The sequence below is a fragment of the Serratia sp. 2880STDY5682894 genome (assembly GCF_001537385.1).
Classification (GTDB): Bacteria; Pseudomonadota; Gammaproteobacteria; order Enterobacterales; family Enterobacteriaceae; genus Serratia; species Serratia nevei.
Map to the genome: position 1 here is coordinate 39929 of NZ_FCJA01000009.1, position 21050 is coordinate 60978.

Consider the following 21050-nt stretch of genomic DNA (forward strand, 5'->3'; position numbering starts at 1 on the left):
GCGTTCTCGAGCCTCACAGGTAAATCACCTGAATGTGCGCCACGGCGGCGAACCCGGCCGCCATCACCGCCCGCTGGGTGGACTCCACGCTGGCGCTGAACCACAGGGTGTTGCTGCCGGGTTGCAGAATGTAGGGGCGGCTGCGCTGATTCAGCTCCAGCGCCTGGCCCTGCTGGTCTTGCAGCCGCAGGCCGATGCCCTGCACGCCGCCGTTCAACTTCAGCAGCGACGGGTTGTCGACGTCGCTTTCGCCGAGAAACACCAGCGTCGCGGCCTGCTCTCCCTGCAGATAGAGGCGGCCGGCGTCGCCGTTGCGCGGGCCGGCCGGGTTATCCGCCAACGCGCGCGCGCCCAGCAGGCAGTTGCGGAACGAGAGGCGAAAACGCACCGGCGCGCTGCGATCGCCGGCGTTGCGGAAGTCGCGTGCGCTGACGTCGCCCAGATCGACGGACTGATCCCGGCTGTCCGGCGTCAGGCTGCAGGGGGAGCTGAGCAGGCCGCCGTGAAAGCTGACGGTGCCGGTGGTGCCTTCGATCACGCCCAGCGGCGTTGCCGCCAGCGCGCTGCCGCCGCACAGCAGTGCGCCGAGCAGCAGCGGGCGCAGTCGATCGGTGAATTCAGCCATGCTGGACCTCCTTATTTTTTCTCGGGCACGGCGGTGCAAACGTTGCCGTTGCAGGCGAAGCGCAGTTCGGGGTGGCCGCCGTAGTCGTTGATGTAGGTAATGACGAAGCTGTTCATGCCGGTGTCGTGCAGCTTGAGGCTTTCGCTGGATTTCGGCTTCAGCATCAGCGGCTGAAAACCGCCGATCGCGCCACCGCCCTGTTTTTGCGTCTGCCGCGTCATGCCGGTCAGGGTGATATAAAACGGCGTCGGGTTGTCGACGGTGACGGCGCCGCCGCTTTTACGGAACACCAGCTTTTCCTGCCACACCTGGCCTTTGGGCGCGACGATGGCCTTCGGCCGGTAGAACAGCTTGATCTGCGTTTGCAGCGCCAGCTGCATCACGTTGGTTTTGGTGCTTTTCGGCGGAATTTCGCGCAGGTTGAAGTAGAACACCGACTCGCGATCCTGCGGCAGGCGATCTGCCTCCGGCGTCTTGGTGATGCGCACTACGCTGCGTTCGCTCGGCTCCACGCGCTGCAACGGCGGCAGCACCACCAGCGGCGAGGTGATTTTCTGGTGCTGCTCGTTCTCCAACCAGGACTGCGCCAGGAAAGGCAGCTCTTTGTTTTCGTTGACGATATTCAGGCTGATCGATTTGGCGTCGCTCACATAGACGGCGCGCGTGCGATCCAGCGATATCGCCGCGTCGGCGGTGGGCAGTACGGCGCTCAGGGCCAGGCCGGCGGCGGTCAGTAGCGTTATCGGGTGTTTGTTCATGTCATTATTTCTCAGCGTTACGGATTACAGGGTGGCGCACGGCAGCAGCAGCTGGTCCAGCGGCTTGGCGGCGCCCGGGATCACGATGCGGCAGCGGCGTTGGCCTTCCCAGGCGACGTCCAGTTTTTCCTCCGGCTGCACGCCGGTCAGGTAGACCGAACCGCCGTCGTTGACCACCGCGACCTCGCGGCCTTTCTCGCTCAGCACTGCGGCGCCGAACGGCGGTTCGCTGCCGTCCGCGAGGCGAATGGTGGCCAGCAGCTTGCTGCCTTTCACCACCTCGAAGTGGCGGTAGCCGATCGCGCCTTCGGTCAGCGTGCCTTGCACCACGGCGCGAGTGGCCTCAACGTCGTCCGCCAGCTTGTTGACGTCGATGCGAGTGTCGGTGTTGTAGTAGCTGGTGATGTCGGAAATCACCGCCAGCCCGAAACGGTTGCTGTAGGCGCGGCCGTTGTTGATCGGCACGCCGGCGATGCCATCGGTGTCGAGCATCATGCGGCTGCCGCCGTTGCTCGAGTTCTGGTGCGCCGCGATACCGTGCCGGGTGGCGGTGAGGCCGCCGCGGAACGAGCCGCCGATCGACGAGTAGCTGTCCTGCTGGTAAGAGGCGCTGGCGTTCAGCGAGCCGAACGAAGCGTTATGGGTGTAGTACCCGCGCGCCAGCGATTTGCCGGACTGATTAAAGCCGCCGCTGACCTGCCAGGTATTGTCCGGATCGCTGTAGTCGTTGTACGACGCGGTCTGCGTGACATCGCCATTGTTGGTTTGCAGCGCATAACCGACGCGCCGGCGATCGCCGATCGGCACGGTGAAGTTGAGCATCACGCTGTCGTCGGTGCGGCCCTGGTAATAGGTGCGATAAGCCGACAGCGAGGCGGTGATGTTGCTGATATCGCCGACGCTGAACAGCTTGCTGGCCGACAGCCCGTAACGATCCTGAGTTCGCGCATCCCAATAGGTCTGGTGCGAGTAGGTCAGGTAGGCGGTGATCGCCTTGGCGCTGTCTTCCGCCATAAAGGTTTTGCTGGCGGTGATGGTGTACAGCTCTTTCTGACGGCCGTTGTAATTCTTGTCGTAATCGCCGTAACGCTCCTGCAGGTACTGCGACATGTTCATGAACTTGCGCTGTGAGAAGCGGTAGCCGGCGAAGGTGATCTGGCTGTTCAGCTCGTCGAAGCGTTTGGCGTAGTTGAGCTTGAACGACATGCCGCTGGCGGTCGGTTCGCCGGGCAGGCGGGCGATCGACTGGGTGACGTCCAGCGACATGGCGCCGAACACGTTCAGATCGCGGCCGAGGCCGAGCGCCCAGGCGTTATAGTCGCCGCCGAGCAGCGCGCCGCCGTACAGCGACCAGGCGTTGCTCAGGCCCCAGGAGAAGTCGCTGGCGGAAAACAGCGGCCCCTGGGTGCGGTGGTCGTAGGCCGAGGTTTTGCCCAGCGCCACGTTGTAGCGCACGTAGCCCGGTCGGGTCAGGTACGGAATGGTGGCGGTATCCACCTGGAAGGTCGAGACGGTGCCGTCTTGCTCTTCCACCTTGACGTCCAGCTTGCCGCGCACCGAGCTGTTGAGATCCTGAATGGCGAACGGCCCGGCGGGCACGGTGGTTTCGTACAGCGTGCGGCCTTCCTGCGAGACGGTGATCTTGGCGTTGCTCTTGGCGATGCCGCGCACTTCCGGCGCGTAGCCCTGCAGGTTGGGCGGCAGCATGCGCTCGTCGCTGGCCAGGTTGAGGCCGGTGAAGCGATAGGCGTCGAACACCCCGGAGTCGAGATAGATCTCGCCCACCGTCAGCTTGGCGGCCTGCATCGGCAGCGCGCGATAGGCGTAGATCTGGTTCCAGTCGAAACCGGTACTGCGATCGCCGGCCTGCTGATTGTAATTGGACTGGAAGTCCGCGCGCAGGCGCCAGGCGCCCAGGTTGGCGCCCAAGGTGCCGTAGCTGCTCAGGTTCTGGGCAGTGTTGTTGTTGTGGCTCTGCTTGCCTAGCTGGCCGCTGATGTTGTAATCCAGCAGCAGGCCGGGAATGCCGTCGTCCCACTGCTCGGGCGGCGTCCAGTCGGGATCGGAGTATTTCATCCACGCCTGTGGGATGGTGATCGCCAGCACGCCGCCGCCGATGCGATCGGAGACGGTCGCGCCTTTGATACCGCGAATGTCGGCGCACTGGTTGTCGTGCCACAGGGTGACTTTTTTGGCCGCTTCTTCTTTCAGCGCCATTTTTTCCACCAGGTCAGGCGGCAGGCACACCTGGCTGCCGCTTTTGTTATCCGGCGACGGGAAATACTGAATGCTGCGCTGGGGCAGCGTTTTCTGGTTGATCTTGATGTCCAGCAAATAAGCGCCGGGCATGACGTAGTCGGCATCGGAGAAACGCGAAAGATCCACTTTGCTGCGCTCGCCGATGTCCAGAACGTCGGTATTGAACTCCGTGGCGGAAAATGCCGGACGCACCCAGAGGAAAGATAGAATGACGAGGAGAGGTAGGTGTTTCCGTGTCAGTAATGACGTCATAGCATAATCACTCATGGCAAGTCCGCGCCCAATAGCAGGTCATCCGTACGACCTGAATACGTAATGCTGTGCAGCGCCCGCCGGCGCTAGAGATAAGACAGGGTGAATTTGGCCAGAGAGCTGAAGCCGCCCGCCCGCGCCTTGTCGGGATGCAGGCGCAACTGCGCGCCGAAGCGCAGCGTGTTGTCGCCGGCGACAATCTGGTAATCCGCCGTCGTGCTGCCGAGCGGGATCGGGGTGCCGGCATCGGTCAACAGCTCGATAGCCACCCCCTTCGCCTCGCCGTAAACGCCCAGCAGAGAAGGATCCCGGCTGTCGGCGGTGCCGTCGAACGTGACGTTGGCCGCGCGATAGATGAAGTCAGGCTTCACCAGGCTGGCCAGCTCGCAGTTCACCAGTTTGATCGTGAAATGGCGGCGGCTGCCGATCAGCACCGACTGCCCGTCCTGCGAAGCGTCGCTCATGGAGATCAGCCCGAAATCGACGGTTTGATCCAGGCTGTCGCTGGCGATGCCGCACGGCGTTTCGACGATGGTGCCGCCCAGGCTGACTTTGCCGTGGCCCTGATTTTTCGCTGCCGCCGCCGCGTTGCCAGCGCTGAGCGCGATGAGCAACAGGCCGCAAAGGCGGATAGTCATACTGGCGTCTCCCTGTCTTTCCCTGTTCCCTTGCCGGTATCCTCGGCATGCAATAAAGCGGGGGATGCCCTGAGACATCCCCTGTGGGGTATTACAGGTAAGCCAGGGTGAAGTTCGCCACGCTGGTGAAGTCGCCCGGTACCACGGTGCTTGAGGCGCTGCTGCCCTGCAGGTAAGCGGCGAATTTCAGCGAGTTGTCGCCGTCGTTCAGGCCCTGGCCGTCGGTCGCGGTGCCCAGTTCCACTTCTTTGGAGTGCAGGTTGTCGTAGATCACGATGCCGGCGCCGGTTGCGGTGCCGCTCAGGGCCAGCAGTTTGCTGTTGATCGGATCAGGCGTGCCGGTAAAGGTCACTTTGACGTTTTTCATGGTGGAGATGGAGCAATCTTTCAGTTCGATGTTGAAAGGCTGCATGCTGGATTTACCCTGGTTGGCCAGGATGCGGCTGCTGATCTGGCCCATCGGCACGGTCTGATCAACGGATTCCGGCGCGACGCTGCATGGCGCATCGATAATTTCGCCGGTAAAGGTGACTTTACCGCTGCCCTGATTAGATGCGGCATGAGCAACAGATGCGGAAGTGAAAGCAATCACGGTTGCCAGCATTAATTTATTCAGTTTCATTTCTCAGGTTCCTGTAGAGAGTTTTTAAATAAAAAGAACAGCACATCTAAATCCCCCGCGGCGGCAGCAACGCCATGTCGCCGGCCGTGCGGTTGGAGCCAGATCCTTTTGCTCTGGGCAATACGCCAACATCCGTTATTTATGAGAAATAACGAGATTTGGAAAATCGACAATGGATTTTCTGGTAAATAAAATACGAGTTTTATGTGTGGCGTGTTGCTGGGAATATTCTTGCAAATAATAGTATTGCTTGGAAATAGATTTTATTAAATTAAGTCAAATTCAGAATATAAAACCAAAAGGAAAAAGAAATATATTTGCTTTAAAATCAATAGATCGTATACAAATATTATCCAGTATAAATCACTATATAAATAACGATATGCGAGATATTAGATCGGAGGAAATAGGGGTGCACCTACAATTCACAATATTGTTTTGCTAATATCGCCCTTAGGCAGCAGATGATGCATTTCTCTTTAGAAACAAAATATAAAACATAATTCATTGTTTTTATTGTTGTTTCATGGTTTTCTGTTCGCGAGTGATTGGGTTTCTTATTCGCGTTTAACCCGCGTTTAGATCTGGTTAATTAACAATTGAATAACAATTACACCGGTAGTGAATTATTCTATCGCATTGCGGCATAGGGATTTTTCGCTGTCTAACCCCTTTTGATTAATCAAATTAAGGCATGTGCCGCTGCCGTTCGCCACATAATGATGACCTAAGTGACAATTAAAGGATTATAAACGGAATGATAACGATGATTAATGCTTGCGGCGGACGCCGCAAGGTGGGATTGGCTATATTTTTGCTGTCTTTTATGGTGCTATCGGGCTGTGCGGACGGTAGCAAGACAAAACTGAATTCTGTGAAAAAACTTTCACAGAACAATCCTAATGATAAATCCGATGAACAACGCATCGCGCTTTGCCAACAACGGGTTAATTCGTTAAAAAATATTAATCCACAAAGTTACCAAAAGCGCATTGCCTATTTTAACGGCCTGCTTTCCAACGCCTCGGGATATGCCGGGGTGCGCGGCAACGTGGATGAGAGTACCCGTAAAGCGATTGATGCTCTTTATCAATATAAAACCGAGAAATTCTGCGCCGACGTCGAGCATGAGCTGATGTCCGATCTGTCCAGCCGGGTTGAGAATCTGTAGCCATGAAGCGATGCGCGCAAGGATGGGCGATGGGCTTTTTGCTGTTGGCGGCGAACGGGGCTGCTTGCGCCGCCGACGACGGCATTCCCGCCCTGTTGAAGTTCGCTGAACAACGGCAGGCGCCGCCGGCCGCGCTCGGGGAAGACGCCGCGCGTAAACCGGCGCCCGCACCGGCCGCCAAATCGGCTGCCATCGCCGGGGCAGACGGTGTTCGTTTAACTTCGCTGAAGCAGTCTTTGCAACAGCAGGCGGAGAAAATTCGTCAGTTGGAGCGGCAGTTAGAGGCGGCTCAGGCCGCGGCGGTGCCGAAACGGGAGCGGGCCGTCGTCGACATTCGGCCTCTGGCCGATGCCCTGAAGGGATTGCGGCAAGCCGTTGCGCCGGTGCCTGAGGTGGGCGCACTGGCCGCTTCGCTCACGCAGGCCGAACAGCGTAGCGCAAGGTTGATGGCGCAGTTGGCGCAGCAGCAGCAGCGGATCGACACCTTGCTGGCCGAGCGGCAGCAGGCCACCGAACCGCCCTTGCTGGCCAGCGAGGTGGACCAACAGGCGTATGCCGCCGGCGTGTCTCTGGGGCGCGACATTGTGCATTTGCAGCAGGAGAACCGGCGCGCGGGGCTGGAGGCGGACAGCCGGCTGCTGCTGGCCGGCATCGCCGATACCCTGGCCGGGCGGTTGCGGCTGGATGAGGCCGCCATCGACAGCGCGTTGCGCACGGCGCAGCAGCGGTTGCAGCAGACGCAGGCGCCACCGCCACCGCGGGACGACAAAGCCTATCTGGCCGATTTCGCCCGTCAGGAGGGCGTCAAGCAGGATGCGCTCGGTTTCTACTACCGGGTGGACTATGCCGGCAATGGGGCGATTGGTGCCGACGATCGGGTGGATATCGTGGTGCGCGAAAGCCTGGTCGACGGCCGGGTGGTCAAAGATATGGAGTTGGCAGGGACGGTGATCTCTCAGCCGTTGACGCGCTATCCGCCGCTGTTTCGCGCCGCTATCGAGAAGCTGCAGCGCCACGGCTCGATCACGCTGGTGGTGCCGCCGGCGCTGGCGTACGGCAAGCAGGGCAGCCCGCCGGCAATCCCCCCGGATGCCACCATGATTTATACCCTGCGCATCGCTGACGTGCAGCCGTGAGCGGGGGAGCTCAGCAGTAACCACTCAGGAGGAATGCTATGGCCAAGGCGCCGAAAACGTTTGAAAGCAGAAAATCGCTGATGCTGAATGTGTTGCAAGGATTGTGCAGAGAGCGTATCGAAGGGTCAGGGGGCCACCATCCCCCGCCGGAGCAGTGGCCGAAGACGCGCGAGCTGGCGGATAAATGCGGCGAAAACATTTATACCACCCGAACCCTGCTGCTGGCGCTGGAAAAGGAGGGCAAGGTCCACTGCACCCACCGCAGCATCAACAATTCTCTACGCTGGTACAGCGGCGACGAACAGGCAGCGATAAAAAAAGAGTGATTCGACCCTGGCGGTCGCTTTTGACTATCTCTACAGCTAATCATTAATTAATCTTATCATTTGGCGGGGCGTTTTGCTCCGCCAATCCTCCTCTCCGCTCTCTGCCATCCGCGCAGGCATTGCTAAGATGTTTTTTGCGGCCATATACTTATCGCTCAGACGGGAACAGGTGTAGGGAGCCGGCATCGTAATGAAGGAAAAGAAAGACATACTGAGATTGGATGATATTCATTATCAAATAGACAACCAGGTGATCCTGGACTCCGTCTCTTTCACGCTGGGTGAGGGCGAGTTCAAACTGATCACCGGGCCTTCCGGCTGCGGGAAAAGCACGCTGCTGAAAATCATCTCTTCCTTAATGGATCCGACCCGCGGGAGCCTCTATTTCGACGGCCAGGCGATCGCCGAGATGTCGCCGGAGGCGTATCGCAAGCAGGTTTCTTACTGCTTCCAGACGCCGGCGCTGTTCGGCAATACGGTTTACGACAATCTGGCGCTGCCCTACCAGATCCGTCAGCAGTCGCCGGATGAACGAAAAATGAAGGCCGATCTAACGCGTTTCGGGCTGCCGGAGGCGATGCTGACCAAAAGCATCAATGAGCTGTCCGGCGGGGAGAAGCAGCGCGTCTCCCTGATCCGCAACCTGCAGTTTATGCCCCGGGTGCTGCTGCTCGATGAGATCACCAGCGCGCTGGACGAGGAAAACAAACGCAACGTCAATGAGATAGTGCATCAGCTGGTGGCGGAGCACCGGCTGGCGGTGCTGTGGGTGACGCACGATACCGAAGAGATAGCGCATGCGGATGAGGTGATCACCCTGCGCGCGCACGGCGCCGAGCAACAGGAGCAACAGCATGAATCAGCATAACATCACCAACGAATCCTTAGGCTTGTCGATGATCCTGGTGGTGGTCGCCATCCTGATCAGCCACCGGGAAAAGCTGGCGCTGGAAAAGGACATTATCTGGAGCATCTGCCGCGCGGTGGTGCAGCTGATCATTGTCGGCTATGTGCTGAAGTACATTTTCGACCTGGATAACGCGGTGCTTACCGTGTTGATGGTGCTGTTCATCTGCTTTAACGCGGCCTACAACGCCAAGAAACGCAGCAAGTACGTCGAACACGCGTTCGTGACGTCGTTTATCGCCATCACCACCGGCGCGGTGCTGACGCTGGCGGTGCTGGTCTTGACCGGTTCCATCGAATTTACGCCGATGCAGGTGATCCCCATCTCCGGGATGATCGCCGGTAACGCCATGGTGGCGGTGGGGCTGTGCTACACCAACCTCGGCCAGCGTTTCAAAAGCGAACAGCAGAAGATTCAGGAGATGCTCAGCCTGGGGGCGACGCCCAAGTTCGCTTCGGCGGCGCTGATCCGCGACAGCATCCGCGCTTCGCTGATCCCGACCGTGGACTCGGCGAAAACCGTTGGGCTGGTTAGCCTGCCGGGCATGATGTCCGGGCTGATCTTCGCCGGCATCGACCCGGTGAAAGCGATCAAATACCAGATTATGGTGACCTTCATGCTGCTTTCTACCGCCAGCCTGTCGACCATCATCGCCTGCTATCTGGCCTACCGTAAGTTTTACAACGAGCGCCACCAGCTGGTGGTCGGCAACCTGAAGTAACGCCATGAAAAACGGCCTCCGCGGAGGCCGTTTTTTTTACCCTTGCAGCAGGGCAATGCTGTGGCGGATTTCCCGTTCGATATCCGCCTCGCTCCAGCTGTCCAGCTGCGAAGAGAAGGGCTCGAAGGCATAGACGCCGGTGTAGCCCAGGCGTTCCAGGTTCTGCACCTGGCGGCGGCTCTCCAGCCGATCGCCCTCGCTCAGCATGATGCGCTCTTCGTCGCTCAGCGCACCTTTATCCCGCCCGTCTTCCACGCCGGACAGATGCACCAGGCCGATCTGCGCCACCTGGATTTGCGCATCGAAGTCGGCCTGCGTCACATCGCTCAGGTAGTGGTGGAAAGTATCGAGCACGATGCGGTACGGCGCGCCCGAATCGCGAATGAGCGCCTGAGTCAGCAGCGACGATCGCAGCGAACTGATGCCGAAGCCCAGCGGCTCGACGTACCCCTGTACGCCATAGCGCGCAAACAGCGGCGCCAGCAACCGCAATGCCGCGAGGGTGTCGTCGCGTTTTTGCTGCTCGCTGCGCTTGTCATCGGCGCTGCAGTGCGGGCACAGCACCAGCGCCCGGCTGTGGATGGCCTGCGCCTGCGCCAGCAACGCTTCGGCGCGCTGCAGCAGCGCCGCCGGGTCGTCTACCCGATTGAACATGCCAAGGGCGTTGATCGTGACGATCTCGATGCCGTATTGCGCGGCGAGCGCGTTGAGCTGCGCGTCGCTCAGATCGTCAGTTACCTTGCCGCTGGGCATGTCGTTGCGTAGCTCAACCTTGCTGAGCCCGCAGCGTTTCACCAGGCGGAAAAAACTGTCCAGATCGAGATTCGGCGCGATCTTGCGGTTAATGCAGAAGCGGTCCAGCGCAAGTGTCATGAGGCATTACTCCAGCGGTCAGGGTTGAGAGATCAGGATTTGCCGTTTTCCAGCGGCAGCGGCTTGCCGTCGGGCAGGGGGTGACGGTGGCGTTTGGCCAGCACCACCTGCTCCATTTTTTCCAGCGAGACGCCTTTGGTTTCCGGAATGTAGCGGCCGATGAACCAGTAGCTGAACAGGCAGCAGGCGGCGAAGATCCACATCGGGAAGGCGCCGTGGAAATGCGAGAACAGATACGGGTGGTCGTTGATCATCGGGAACGACTGCGACACCGCGAAGTTGGCGACCCACATGCAGCCGACGGCGATGCTCATCCCCTGCGCGCGCATGCGGTTCGGGAAGATTTCCGACACCAGCACCCAGGCGCCGACGCCCCAGGACAGCGCATAAAACACCATGAAGAACAGCATGCCGAACAGCGCGAAATAGCCGGTTGCCTGGGTGTAGAGCGCGTACGAGGTGAGCAGCAGGCCGGCGATGGCGCCCAGCGTGCCATAACGCATCAAGGGAATGCGGCCCATGCGATCCATCAGCATGGCGCCGATGACCGAACCGACCAGCTGCAGCACGCCGATCCAGATGGTCTGAAACAGCGCTTCCTGCGCGTTTTCGGTCACGGTTTTCAGCACCACCGGCGCGTAATACATCATTACGTTGACGCCAGTCACCTGCTGCAACATGGCGATCATGCAGCCGACGAACAGGATGAAACGTACCCGCACATCGCCGTAGTTCAGCTTCCGGTGCTGCTGCTGTTGATCCTGCTGCAGCGAGTCTTTGATTTCTTTCAGCAGATTCTGCGCGTGGGCGGCGTTGGAGACCTTGGTCAACATCGCCAGCGCCTGATCGTCGCGCCCCATCATTACGTTCCAGCGCGGCGATTCAGGAATGACGAACACCAGGATGCAGAACAGAATGCAGGGGATTACGCCCGAGGCGAACATCCAGCGCCAGCCCATTTCCACCAGCCAGGCTTCGCTGGCGAGGCTGGCGATTTTGAAGTTGACGTAGAAAATCACGATCTGACCGAAGACGATGGCGAACTGCTGCATGCTGAGCGCGCGCCCGCGCATGTCCTTTGGCGACACTTCCGACATGTACATCGGCGACACGGTGGCGGCAATGCCGACCGCCAGCCCGCCGATGATGCGGTAGATGACGAACCAGGTGAAGGTCGGGGCCAAGGCCGCGCCCACGGCGGACACGGTGAACAGCAGCGCCGCCAGCATCAGCGCCTTTTTACGGCCCCAGCGCGCCGCCAGCGGCCCGGCGGCGAAGGCGCCGACCACGCAGCCGATCACCACGTTGGAGACCGCCCAACCGGTTTCGGCCGGGCTGAGACTGAAATAGGTTTTCAACGCTTCGATCGCGCCGGAGATCACGGCGGTATCGTAGCCGAACAGAATGCCGCCCAGGGCGGCGATGCCGCAAATTCGCAATATGTAGCCGGTATTGTGCTTACGCTGATATGACATGTGTTGCTCCGATTTTTATCCTGGCTTCCGTCCGCACGGTTGGGGTGTCGGGAAGAGGGCGAGCGGAAGGGTGTGAACCGTGCCTGTCATCAAGGCGATGTCGTCGATAAATGCTGGAACAAACAAGAACATTTATTTCATAATTAGTGAATAATGGAATATTGATTTTTAGATCCAGTTCAAAAAAAACCGTCGCGAGCGATTCGGGCACCTTGGGTGAACGGGGGCTGGCGGTAACGACGACAGGGCAGACACAGTGTGGGTTTTCTGTAGCAAAGTCAGTGTGCATTACCCCGGATTTCTTCTCCGCCGTTGCGCTTTCCCTGGCACGCCAATGAAAGCGCCAACCGGATCGACACCGCAAAATTGCGACCTCACGCACTAAAAATAAATTTTCCAAAACAATTTATTTGAAACTTTTTTTTCAATGAAATAGAGTTTGCTGCATCCGGTCAGGATTTAGCCGGCTTGCCGACGGGGTTTGGCGAGCGGGATGATTAACGCCGCGCCGCCGGCGAGTGGCCAGGCGACAGCGGACTTGAAAAGAGGGCGTGACATGAAAACCGTGGGTAACTTTATTGGCGGGCAGGTGTGCCTGAGCAGCAGTAATCAAACCGTTGACGTGCACAACCCGGCCAGCGGGCAGGTTGAGCGGCGCGTCACGCAGAGCACCGCCGCCGAAGTCAAACAGGCCATCGACGTGGCCCATCGGGCGTTTGCCGACTGGTCGCGCACCACGCCGCTGCGCCGCGCGCGCATCATGTTCAATTTCAAGGCGCTGCTGGAACAGCACCGCGACGAGCTGGCCGAGCTTATCGTCAGCGAGCACGGCAAAGTGTACTCGGATGCGCTGGGCGAACTGACGCGCGGCATGGAAGTGGTCGAATTCGCCTGCGGCATCCCGCATCTGATCAAGGGCGAGTATTCGCCGGACGTCGGCAGCGGCGTCGACAGCTTCTCGCTGATGCAGCCGCTGGGCGTGGTGGCGGGCATTACCCCGTTCAACTTCCCGGCGATGGTGCCGATGTGGATGTTCCCTATCGCGCTGGCCTGCGGCAACACCTTCATCCTCAAGCCGCCGGCGCTGGTGCCTTCCGCCTCGGTGCGCCTGGCGGAGCTGCTGAAAGAAGCCGGCCTGCCGGACGGCGTGTTCAACGTGGTGCACTGCGCCAATGAAGACGCGGCGCAGCTGTGCACCGATCCGCGCATTCAGGCGGTGAGCTTCGTCGGCTCCTCCACCGTGGCGGAACATATCTACACCACCGCCAGTGCGCACGGCAAGCGGGTGCAGGCCTTCGGGGCGGCGAAGAACCAGGCGATCGTCATGCCGGACGCCGATCTGGACGCCACGGTTAACGCGCTGATGGGCGGCGCGTTCGGCTCCGCCGGCGAGCGCTGCATGGCGTTGCCGATCGCCGTGGTGGTCGGTGACGATACCGCCGACAAACTGATCGCCAAATTGAAGCCGCTGATCGCGCAGCTGCGCGTCGGGCCGGGCTTGCAGCAGGGCGGCGAAGAGAATGAAATGGGGCCGCTGGTGTCGTCCGCCCACCAGAAGAAGGTGCTGGGCTATATCGATCTGGGCGTGGAAGAAGGCGCCACCCTGGTGGCCGACGGCCGCAATTATCAGGTGCCGGGCTATCCTGAAGGCTACTACGTCGGCGGCACGCTGTTCGACCATGTGAAACCGAATATGCGCATCTACCGCGAAGAGATCTTCGGGCCGGTGCTGGGCATCGTGCGGGTGCCGGATTACCGTACCGCCATCGACACGGTGAACGGCCACGAGTTCGGCAACGGCAGCGCCATCTTTACCGGCAGCGGCCACTACGCGCGCCAGTTCGTGCAAGAAGTGCAGGCCGGGATGGTCGGCGTCAACGTGCCGGTACCGGTGCCGATGGCGTTCCACAGCTTCGGCGGCTGGAAGCGCTCGGTGTTCGGCGCGCTGAACGTGCACGGCACCGACGGCGTGCGCTTCTACACGCGCATGAAGACCGCCACCGCGCGCTGGCCGGCCGGGCAGCAGACGGTGTCCGAATTCAGCATGCCGACGCTGGGTTAAGCGCTGTCATATTCAGGCCAGGCCGTTGCTCCTTCGGGGCAGCGGCCTTTGCACGAATCATTAACAGGAGAATCGAGATGTCTTCACTGCTTGCCAAATGTCAGACGCCGAACGCCGAAGGGCGCATCCAGCACGTGACGCCGGAAAATGCCGGTTGGCGCTATGTCGGCTTTGACGTTTATCGCCTGGCCGCCGGGCAGTCGCTTCAGCTTGAGTGCGGCGATAAGGAGCTGTGCCTGGTGCTGGTGGCCGGTATCGCCTCCGTCGCCACGCTGCGCGCCGAGTACCCGCATATCGGCAAGCGCATGAGCCCGTTCGAGCGCACGCCGCCTTACGCGGTGTATGTGCCGCATCACGATCGCATCGACGTGCGGGCAGAAACCGATCTGGAACTGGCGGTGTGCAGCGCGCCCGGCAGCGGCCACCTGCCCTCACGGCTGATCACGCCGGCAGATATCGGCGTGGAGCGGCGCGGCAAGGGGCGTAACCAGCGGTTGGTGCACAACATTCTGCCGGACAGCGAGCCGGCCGACAGCCTGCTGGTGGTGGAGGTTTACACCGACGAGGGCAACACCAGTTCCTACCCGAGCCACAAGCACGATCGGGAAGACTCGCCGCACGAAACCTATCTCGAAGAGACGTATTATCACCGCATTCAGCCGGAGCAGGGGTTCTGCATGCAGCGTGTCTATACCGACGATCGCACGCTCGACGAGTGCATGCCGGTCTACAATCGCGACGTGGTGAAAGTGCCGCGCGGTTATCACCCGGTGGCGACCCTGGCAGGCTACGACAACTATTATCTCAACGTGATGGCCGGGCCGGTGCGGCAGTGGAAATTCACCTGGGAAAAAGACCACGCCTGGATTAACGGCGACGCCTATCCCACCGCGCAATAAGCGCTTGAGGCCCGGCTTGCCGGGCTTTCTTTTTATCAGGGTATAAATTTGACCTAAATTTGCCCTCCATCTTGTTCAAATGATAACCTGTCCGCACGCGATCGCTCCCCGGCTGAGTGAATCCAAAGAACCGCTGTGATACAGCGTGATTGCCTATGCGCAGGAGGAAAAACCATGACGACTACCATGTCCCAAAAAGCGGCGCGAGAAGGATTAGGTTCGCCCGATCTGTTTGAAGGCGGGGTTTACGTCACAAAAAATGGTGTTGCCGAGCTGTTTGTGCAAACGGCGGCTGAGAGAGAGGCCGAAATTCGGGAACGCAATCTGGAGCGCCAGTCCAACGCGTTGCTGAAACTGACTATGATGGCGAAGCAAGAGATTAAAAATCAGCGCGGTCTGTCGCCCGAAGAAACGTTGCAGCGGCTGCGCGACGCGCGGAAATAGGCCCGAGGTGCAGGATGCCCAAGGAAATACGTTTTACCGTCGCGCCGGCGGCGGAATGGAGCCTGAAAGACATCGAGTCTTACAAGAGCGGAACGATAGGGGCCGCCGCAGCCGGGGTGTTCGTGGACAATCTGTTGTTATCGTCTCTTGCGGCAATTGCCGACGATCCTGCCCGCTACCGCTTCAACGCCGTGCTGGCGGGCATGGGGGTACGGTTGCACGAGCGATTGGATCCCGATAGCGAATACCGCGTCATCTATGACTACGACGGCCAGACGGTGGAGATTCTGCTTTTCATCAGCATGAAGCAGGATCTGGAAAGCGCGCTCTACCGCTATTTGTTGCTGCAATAATCCTGCCGCGCCCGAGCCTGTCGGGCGCGTTCACCCCAGCCTTACTCGTCCCGGGCGTTATTCAGCGCCAGCGAGACCGCCAGCGTCTGCGCCAGGCACATCGAAGCCACCTGCGAGCGGAAGCCGTCCACCTGCGCTTCGCGCACCACGAAACAGACGTCGCTGAAGGCGGCCAGCGGGCTGACCTGGCTGTCGGTGATGGCGATCTGCTGCGCACCGCGCTTGGCACCCAGTTCCACCAGTTCCACCGCTTCGCGGGCGTACGGCGAATAGCTGATAGCGATCACCACGTCCTTCGGTTTCACCATGCTCAGCTGTTCGGTGAACATGCCGCCCAGGCCGTCGATCAGAAACGCGCGGCGCTCCAGATGGCGCAGCGCATAGGTGAGATAGGAGGCGACGCTGAACGAACGGCGCAGGCCGATCACGTAGATATTTTCGGCGTTGTTGAGCAGCTCGACGGCGCGATCCAGCTGCTCGGGGGCGATCTGCATCGCCAGCTGCTGCAGCGCCTGCGCGTTGACCATGGTGAATACGTTGAGAATTTCCGCCGGTTTCTCCGGCGCGACGTTGTCGTCGGTGGAGGTTTGGCGGAACAGGCGCGCGCGTTCGGTATAGTTCACCGTTTCTTCCATTAGATGCTGACGGAACACCTGCTTCATTTCGTTGAAGCCGCTGAAGCCGAAGGCGTTGGCGAAACGGATCAGGGTGGAAGGCGGTACGCTGGCCTGTGCGGCGATGGAGGCAACGGTATCGAAAGCGATGCTGTTACTGTTATCCAAAATATAGCGCGCCACCTGCTTCAAACGCTTGCTCAGCGTTTCATAACGGTGGCGAATCTCGTCCTGTAACAGCGAAAGTTGAGTTGGGTTGTTCATCCATTCGGCTCGCAGTGGGGTGAAGGCGCATTGGCCTGACGCCTGAAATATTGACAGGGTATTTTAACAGACGGAGCGGAAATTTCATTTCCTCAAAAAGCGATTTATTCGATCGCACATTGCGCGACTTCACAGAAAAGGGGCAAAAAAATCCCCTTAAAGCGGCGAAATGGCCTTAAGGGGACGTGAACTCGCGCTTGCTGTCAGTGCGCGCCGCTCGCCTGCGGACGGTACTGGCGCCAGAAACCGATCAGCGTCAGGTATTTTTGTTTCACCTGCTCGATCAGGGCCGCATCGTCGATTTCATCCTGCAGCCAGCGGCGCGAAGGCTGGCCGAAGATGGTGCGGCCGACGGCGAAACCTTTCACCCAGCGCGCATCCGCAGCGGCGGCAAAGCCCGCCTTCAGCACCGCTTCCGGGGAGTCGAGCCCCAGGATCAGCACGCCGCGGCAGAAGGGATCGTAGGTGTCGATCAGCGCACCGACCCGCCGCCAGTTTTCCGCGCTCAGCGGCGGCAGTTTCCACCAGTCCGGCTGAATGCCCAACCGGTAGAAGTGTTCAATCATCTCCAGGTAATGGCGTTCGTCCTTGTCGGGGTTGTTGTCCGGCAGGATCACCTCCAGCAGCAGCTCGTGGCCGGATTTGCAGCAGCCGCGGTAGACGTCGGCGATCAGTTCATCCTGCTCGTGGCGCAGTTCCGCCGCGTCGTGCGGGTGATAAAACACCAGGCACTTCACCACGTGCTCCTGCGGCCAGTCGATCAATTGCGAGCCGATATTGCCGTGCTCCAGGCGCAGCGGGCGCGAGCTGGGCAGCTCCACCGGCCGGCCGATCCACCATCCCTGGCCGGTGATCTCGTTCAACGCCGCCTGCCCGTAGGTGGTGTCGGCCAGAATGCCGCTGTTGCCGTTGAGCCCGGCCTGCGCGGCAGCCTGTTGCGCCGCGGTGAGCAGCAGGGTTTTCAGGCGCGGAATGCGTTCCTCGCCGACGCCGGCTTCGCGCGCCATGTCCGCCAGCTGCTTGCGGTGATCGAAGGCGAACACGCACAACTCTGGCCATTGCTGCTTGCGGGTGGTCACCCGGTGCAGGTGGTTCAGGCGTGCGTCGCGGTCCGGGCGCGTGACCTGCCGTTCGCGCAGCAGATAGTCGTCCAGCTCCCGTTTGGTCGGCATGGCCGGCGCGCAACCGTGGCGCGACACCACCAATGCGCCGCAGGCGTTGGCGTAGCGGCAGGCCTGATCCCAGCCCTCATCGTTCAGGTAGCCGCGCAGCAGGCCGGACATAAAGGCGTCGCCGGCCCCCAGCACGTTCAGCACCTCAACCCGCACGCCGGCGTGCAGCTTCACCTGCGCCCAGTCGTCGGCGATTTCGCCTTCGAACACCGAGCAACCCTGCGCGCCGCGCTTGCACACCAGCGTGGCCGCCGTGGCCCGCCGCACGTTTTTTAGCGCCGTCAGCGTGTCGGTGCTGCCGCCGGCGATGTGAAACTCCTCTTCGGTGCCGACGATCAGATCGAAATGGTGCAGCACCTCCTGTAGCTCGCGCGTGACCTGGTCCGATTCCACAAAGCGGGTTTCGCCGTCGCCCAGCGACGTCAGCCCCCACAGCACCGGGCGGTAATCGATGTCCAGGGCGGTGCGCAGATCGTGGCGGCGCGCGTATTCCAGCGCCTTCAGCACCGCGGCGCGGGTGTTCGGGTGCGACAGGTGCGTGCCGGTGATGGCCAGCGCGCGCGAGGAAGCGATGTAGGCCTCGTCGATGTCGTCCGGCGTCAGCGCCATGTCCGCGCAGTTTTCGCGGTAGAAGATCAGCGGGAAAGTTTCCTGATCCTTGATGCCGAGGATCACCAGGCCGGTTAATCGTTGCTTGTCGGTGATGAGGCAGCGGGTATCGGCCCCGACGCGCTGCAGCTCTTCACGCAGAAAGCGGCCCATGTGCTCGTCGCCGACGCGCGCCAGCATGCCGGATTTTAACCCCTGAATGGCGGTGCCGTAGGCCACGTTGCCGGAAGAGCCGCCGAGGTACTTGGCGAATGTGCCGGCGTCTTCCAGCCGCGCGCCGATCTGCTGAGCATAGAAATCGACGGCGATGCGCCCGAGACAAATGACATCAAGCTGTTTTTCTTGTGTAGCCATACCCGTTTCCTTCTGTTTAAGCAAAACTCCGGCGGCGGCCCGAGCGTGGCGCCCTGCAGGAAGCATGTGGACAGTATGGGGAATGAAAATTTCAATTTCAATATGGAATGAAATTTACACCCCAAAAATGTGATGCATTTAAAACATCGGCAAGGGGGTGGAAAAGGCGGTGAAACGGCCACGGAAGGGCGGCCAGGCGCGCGCTGAAAAGGAGTGCGAGGACAGGATAAAAGGCTGTCATCCTGAGTGCTGACGGTGGTCACCCGCCATTGCGCGGCGCGAAGTCAGCGAAGGTTGAAGCACGAGATGAAACGGGCTTTTCATGCAATATGCGATCTTTATCGCAAAATGAAATGTTTCTTCTGTAATGTGATTTTATGAAAAATATATTTGTTTATAATCGCTTCACGTTTCAGGTTGTCGACTTCGTGAGCAGCGGGCATCGCCAGCTCAAGATAATAGCTGCCGCCGCGTAACACAAACACGGGATTGTCGGCTCGGCGCGAGCACTTTCCGGGGCGGCCCTCAATCTAAAGGGTGAGTAAATGGGCAAGATCAGGCTAACCATGGCGCAGGCGCTCGTCAGATTTCTCGATAACCAGTATCTGCTGGCCGACGGCGTGGAAACCAAATTCGTCGCGGGCATTTTCGCGATTTTCGGCCACGGCAACGTGCTGGGGCTGGGGCAAGCGCTGGAACAGGATAGCGGCGAGCTGCGGGTACATCAGGGCCGCAACGAGCAGGGCATGGCCCACGCGGCGATCGGCTTCGCCAAACAGAAGCTGCGCCGGCAGATCTACGCCTGCACCTCATCGGTCGGCCCCGGCGCCGCCAACATGATCACCGCCGCGGCCACCGCTACCGCCAACCGCATTCCTTTATTGCTGCTGCCGGGCGACGTTTACGCCTCCCGCCAGCCGGATCCGGTGCTGCAGCAAATCGAGCAGCCTTACGATCTCAGCATCAGCACCAACGACGCGTTCCGCGCGGTGAGCAAATACTGGGATCGCATCGTGCGGCCGGAGCAGCTGATGAGCGCCTGCATCAACGCGATGCGCGTGCTGACCGATCCGGCGGATACCGGCGCGGTGACGCTGTGCCTGCCGCAGGACGTGCAGGGTGAAGCCTACGACTATCCCGACTATTTCTTCCAAAAACGCGTGCATCGGCTCGATCGCCGCCCGGCGACCGACGGCATGTTGGCGGACGCGCTGGCGCTGCTGACCGCCAAGCGCAAACCGCTGCTGGTGTGCGGCGGCGGCGTGAAATACTCGCAGGCCGGGCGGGCGCTGCGCGAATTTGCCGAGCGCTTCGGCATTCCGTTCGCCGAAACCCAGGCCGGCAAAGGCACGGTGCCGAGCGACCATGAATTCAACCTCGGTGGCATCGGCGAAACCGGCTGCCTGGCGGCCAACACGTTGGCCCGGCAGGCCGATCTGGTGATCGGCGTCGGCACCCGTTACACCGATTTCACCACCTCGTCCAAATGGCTGTTCCAACACCCGGACGTCAGCTTCCTCAATATCAATGTCAGCGCCTTTGACGCCGGCAAGCTCGACGGCGTGCAGGTGCTGGCGGACGCCCGCGAGGCCCTGAACGCATTGGGTGCGCTGCTGGCGCAGGCTGACTACCGCGCCGGCTGGGGCGATGCCATCGCCGCGGCGCGCGGTGCCCAGCGTGAAGAGACCGCGCGTGTTTACGCGGTGGAATACGGCGGCGCGGGTTTTGTGCCGGAGATCGACGATCACCTCGATCGCGAGCGGGTGTTCGCCGAATTTATCGCCCAGACCGATTCCGCGCTGACCCAGAGCCGCGTGCTGGGGGTGTTGAACCGCGAGCTGCCGGCGGACAGCGTGATCGTCGCCGCCGCCGGCAGCCTGCCGGGCGATCTGCAGCGGGTGTGGCACAACCGCAGCGAGCACGGCTACCACGTGGAATACGGCTACTCCTGCATGGGGTACGAGGTGAACGCCGCGCTGGGGGTCAAGCTGGCCGAGCCGCAGCGCGAGGTGTACGCAATGGTGGGCGACGGCGCATTCATGATGCTGCATTCCGAACTGGTCACCTCGATTCAGGAAGGCTGCAAGATCAACGTGGTGCTGTTCGACAACATGACCAACGGCTGCATCAACAACCTGCAGATGGAACACGGCATGGACAGCTACACCACCGAATTCCGCTTCCGCAATCCAGAGGGCGGCAAGCTCGACGACAAGCTGGTGCCGGTCGATTTCGCCATGCTGGCGGCGGCTTACGGCTGTAAAACCTATCGGGTCACCACCGAGCAGCAGCTGCTCGACGCGCTGGCCGACGCCCGCAGGCAAACCGTGTCCACGCTGCTGGACATCAAGGTGTTGCCGAAGACCATGGTGCACAAGTATCTCAGCTGGTGGCGCGTGGGCGGCGCTCAGGTGGCCGACAGCGAGAAAATCGTCGAAGTGGCGCGCAAGCTGCAGGAAAACATCGATAAGGCGCGCGATTACTGATTCGTTTTCATACATAAATCTCGAGGGTAG

Annotated in this window: 19 protein-coding genes; 10 read left to right on the forward strand and 9 right to left on the reverse strand. The window is 60.5% G+C overall.

Going from position 1 to position 21050, the window contains the following annotated elements:
• Positions 1-13: 13 nt before the first annotated feature.
• The 5 genes from AWX27_RS19115 to AWX27_RS19135 form a co-directional block, all read right to left on the reverse strand.
• The gene (locus AWX27_RS19115; protein ID WP_047729654.1) at positions 14-625 is read right to left on the reverse strand and encodes a fimbrial protein; all 612 of its coding nucleotides are present in this window, start codon (positions 623-625) and stop codon (positions 14-16) included.
• 11 nt (positions 626-636) lie between these two features.
• Entirely contained in the window at positions 637-1383 is a 747-nt protein-coding gene (locus AWX27_RS19120; protein WP_047729655.1) for a fimbrial biogenesis chaperone, read from the reverse strand.
• A gap of 24 nt (positions 1384-1407) precedes the next feature.
• Positions 1408-3909, reverse strand: a complete 2502-nt coding sequence (locus AWX27_RS19125) for a fimbria/pilus outer membrane usher protein (RefSeq protein WP_154618200.1) — start codon at positions 3907-3909, stop codon at positions 1408-1410.
• 71 nt (positions 3910-3980) lie between these two features.
• Positions 3981-4532, reverse strand: a complete 552-nt coding sequence (locus AWX27_RS19130) for a fimbrial protein (RefSeq protein WP_060424458.1) — start codon at positions 4530-4532, stop codon at positions 3981-3983.
• A 91-nt stretch (positions 4533-4623) separates the two neighbouring features.
• Complete coding sequence (locus AWX27_RS19135) at positions 4624-5154, reverse strand: fimbrial protein (RefSeq protein WP_060424460.1); 531 nt, start codon at positions 5152-5154, stop codon at positions 4624-4626.
• Between the two features lie 757 nt (positions 5155-5911).
• On the opposite strand from AWX27_RS19135, the gene AWX27_RS19140 reads away from it, so the two are divergent.
• From AWX27_RS19140 to fetB, 5 genes are all read left to right on the forward strand, one after another.
• Entirely contained in the window at positions 5912-6325 is a 414-nt protein-coding gene (locus AWX27_RS19140) for a hypothetical protein (RefSeq protein ID WP_038871468.1), read from the forward strand.
• A 29-nt stretch (positions 6326-6354) separates the two neighbouring features.
• Complete coding sequence (locus AWX27_RS19145) at positions 6355-7461, forward strand: FKBP-type peptidyl-prolyl cis-trans isomerase N-terminal domain-containing protein (RefSeq protein ID WP_195892970.1); 1107 nt, start codon at positions 6355-6357, stop codon at positions 7459-7461.
• Positions 7462-7499: 38 nt separating this feature from the next.
• Positions 7500-7787: a FaeA/PapI family transcriptional regulator gene (locus tag AWX27_RS19150; RefSeq protein ID WP_060424465.1), complete on the forward strand. Its 288-nt coding sequence runs from the start codon at positions 7500-7502 to the stop codon at positions 7785-7787.
• A 190-nt stretch (positions 7788-7977) separates the two neighbouring features.
• Positions 7978-8655, forward strand: coding sequence for an iron efflux ABC transporter ATP-binding subunit FetA (gene fetA / locus AWX27_RS19155; RefSeq protein ID WP_047729658.1), 678 nt, complete (start codon positions 7978-7980; stop codon positions 8653-8655).
• Entirely contained in the window at positions 8642-9415 is a 774-nt protein-coding gene (gene fetB, locus AWX27_RS19160) for an iron efflux ABC transporter permease subunit FetB (protein WP_049202855.1), read from the forward strand. The genes fetA and fetB overlap by 14 nt, the downstream gene beginning before the upstream one ends.
• Positions 9416-9451: 36 nt before the next feature.
• Here fetB and AWX27_RS19165 read toward each other — a convergent pair whose 3' ends face one another.
• A complete protein-coding gene (locus tag AWX27_RS19165) occupies positions 9452-10288 on the reverse strand; it encodes a TIM barrel protein (RefSeq protein WP_060424467.1) in 837 nt (278 codons plus the stop codon).
• A 32-nt stretch (positions 10289-10320) separates the two neighbouring features.
• Positions 10321-11763: a sugar porter family MFS transporter gene (locus tag AWX27_RS19170; protein WP_049202853.1), complete on the reverse strand. Its 1443-nt coding sequence runs from the start codon at positions 11761-11763 to the stop codon at positions 10321-10323.
• A 556-nt stretch (positions 11764-12319) separates the two neighbouring features.
• On the opposite strand from AWX27_RS19170, the gene AWX27_RS19175 reads away from it, so the two are divergent.
• The 4 genes from AWX27_RS19175 (at position 12320) to AWX27_RS19190 (ending at position 15521) form a co-directional block, all read left to right on the forward strand.
• On the forward strand, positions 12320-13825 hold the full coding sequence (locus tag AWX27_RS19175) for a CoA-acylating methylmalonate-semialdehyde dehydrogenase (RefSeq protein WP_049202852.1): 1506 nt from the start codon (positions 12320-12322) through the stop codon (positions 13823-13825).
• Positions 13826-13902: 77 nt separating this feature from the next.
• Positions 13903-14724, forward strand: coding sequence for a 5-deoxy-glucuronate isomerase (gene iolB, locus AWX27_RS19180; protein ID WP_060424469.1), 822 nt, complete (start codon positions 13903-13905; stop codon positions 14722-14724).
• 174 nt (positions 14725-14898) lie between these two features.
• On the forward strand, positions 14899-15168 hold the full coding sequence (locus AWX27_RS19185) for a hypothetical protein (protein ID WP_004930864.1): 270 nt from the start codon (positions 14899-14901) through the stop codon (positions 15166-15168).
• A 14-nt stretch (positions 15169-15182) separates the two neighbouring features.
• Positions 15183-15521, forward strand: a complete 339-nt coding sequence (locus tag AWX27_RS19190; RefSeq protein WP_049202849.1) for a type II toxin-antitoxin system RelE/ParE family toxin — start codon at positions 15183-15185, stop codon at positions 15519-15521.
• 41 nt (positions 15522-15562) lie between these two features.
• Here the strand turns inward: AWX27_RS19190 and AWX27_RS19195 are convergent, their stop codons facing one another.
• Positions 15563-16399: a MurR/RpiR family transcriptional regulator gene (locus AWX27_RS19195; protein ID WP_004930856.1), complete on the reverse strand. Its 837-nt coding sequence runs from the start codon at positions 16397-16399 to the stop codon at positions 15563-15565.
• Positions 16400-16602: 203 nt separating this feature from the next.
• A complete protein-coding gene (gene iolC / locus AWX27_RS19200; RefSeq protein WP_060424471.1) occupies positions 16603-18534 on the reverse strand; it encodes a bifunctional 5-dehydro-2-deoxygluconokinase/5-dehydro-2-deoxyphosphogluconate aldolase in 1932 nt (643 codons plus the stop codon).
• Between the two features lie 545 nt (positions 18535-19079).
• Between iolC and iolD the strand changes: the two genes are divergently transcribed.
• Positions 19080-21020, forward strand: a complete 1941-nt coding sequence (gene iolD, locus AWX27_RS19205) for a 3D-(3,5/4)-trihydroxycyclohexane-1,2-dione acylhydrolase (decyclizing) (protein WP_060424473.1) — start codon at positions 19080-19082, stop codon at positions 21018-21020.
• Positions 21021-21050 lie beyond the last annotated feature (30 nt).

Coding starts and splice junctions, on each gene's coding strand:
- AWX27_RS19115 (WP_047729654.1), bottom strand. CDS start 625: ATGGCTGAATTCACCGATCGACTGCGCCCGCTGCTGCTCGGCGCACTG.
- AWX27_RS19120 (WP_047729655.1), bottom strand. CDS start 1,383: ATGAACAAACACCCGATAACGCTACTGACCGCCGCCGGCCTGGCCCTG.
- AWX27_RS19125 (WP_154618200.1), bottom strand. CDS start 3,909: ATGAGTGATTATGCTATGACGTCATTACTGACACGGAAACACCTACCT.
- AWX27_RS19130 (WP_060424458.1), bottom strand. CDS start 4,532: ATGACTATCCGCCTTTGCGGCCTGTTGCTCATCGCGCTCAGCGCTGGC.
- AWX27_RS19135 (WP_060424460.1), bottom strand. CDS start 5,154: ATGAAACTGAATAAATTAATGCTGGCAACCGTGATTGCTTTCACTTCC.
- AWX27_RS19140 (WP_038871468.1), top strand. CDS start 5,912: ATGATAACGATGATTAATGCTTGCGGCGGACGCCGCAAGGTGGGATTG.
- AWX27_RS19145 (WP_195892970.1), top strand. CDS start 6,355: ATGGGCTTTTTGCTGTTGGCGGCGAACGGGGCTGCTTGCGCCGCCGAC.
- AWX27_RS19150 (WP_060424465.1), top strand. CDS start 7,500: ATGGCCAAGGCGCCGAAAACGTTTGAAAGCAGAAAATCGCTGATGCTG.
- fetA (WP_047729658.1), top strand. CDS start 7,978: ATGAAGGAAAAGAAAGACATACTGAGATTGGATGATATTCATTATCAA.
- fetB (WP_049202855.1), top strand. CDS start 8,642: ATGAATCAGCATAACATCACCAACGAATCCTTAGGCTTGTCGATGATC.
- AWX27_RS19165 (WP_060424467.1), bottom strand. CDS start 10,288: ATGACACTTGCGCTGGACCGCTTCTGCATTAACCGCAAGATCGCGCCG.
- AWX27_RS19170 (WP_049202853.1), bottom strand. CDS start 11,763: ATGTCATATCAGCGTAAGCACAATACCGGCTACATATTGCGAATTTGC.
- AWX27_RS19175 (WP_049202852.1), top strand. CDS start 12,320: ATGAAAACCGTGGGTAACTTTATTGGCGGGCAGGTGTGCCTGAGCAGC.
- iolB (WP_060424469.1), top strand. CDS start 13,903: ATGTCTTCACTGCTTGCCAAATGTCAGACGCCGAACGCCGAAGGGCGC.
- AWX27_RS19185 (WP_004930864.1), top strand. CDS start 14,899: ATGACGACTACCATGTCCCAAAAAGCGGCGCGAGAAGGATTAGGTTCG.
- AWX27_RS19190 (WP_049202849.1), top strand. CDS start 15,183: ATGCCCAAGGAAATACGTTTTACCGTCGCGCCGGCGGCGGAATGGAGC.
- AWX27_RS19195 (WP_004930856.1), bottom strand. CDS start 16,399: ATGAACAACCCAACTCAACTTTCGCTGTTACAGGACGAGATTCGCCAC.
- iolC (WP_060424471.1), bottom strand. CDS start 18,534: ATGGCTACACAAGAAAAACAGCTTGATGTCATTTGTCTCGGGCGCATC.
- iolD (WP_060424473.1), top strand. CDS start 19,080: ATGGGCAAGATCAGGCTAACCATGGCGCAGGCGCTCGTCAGATTTCTC.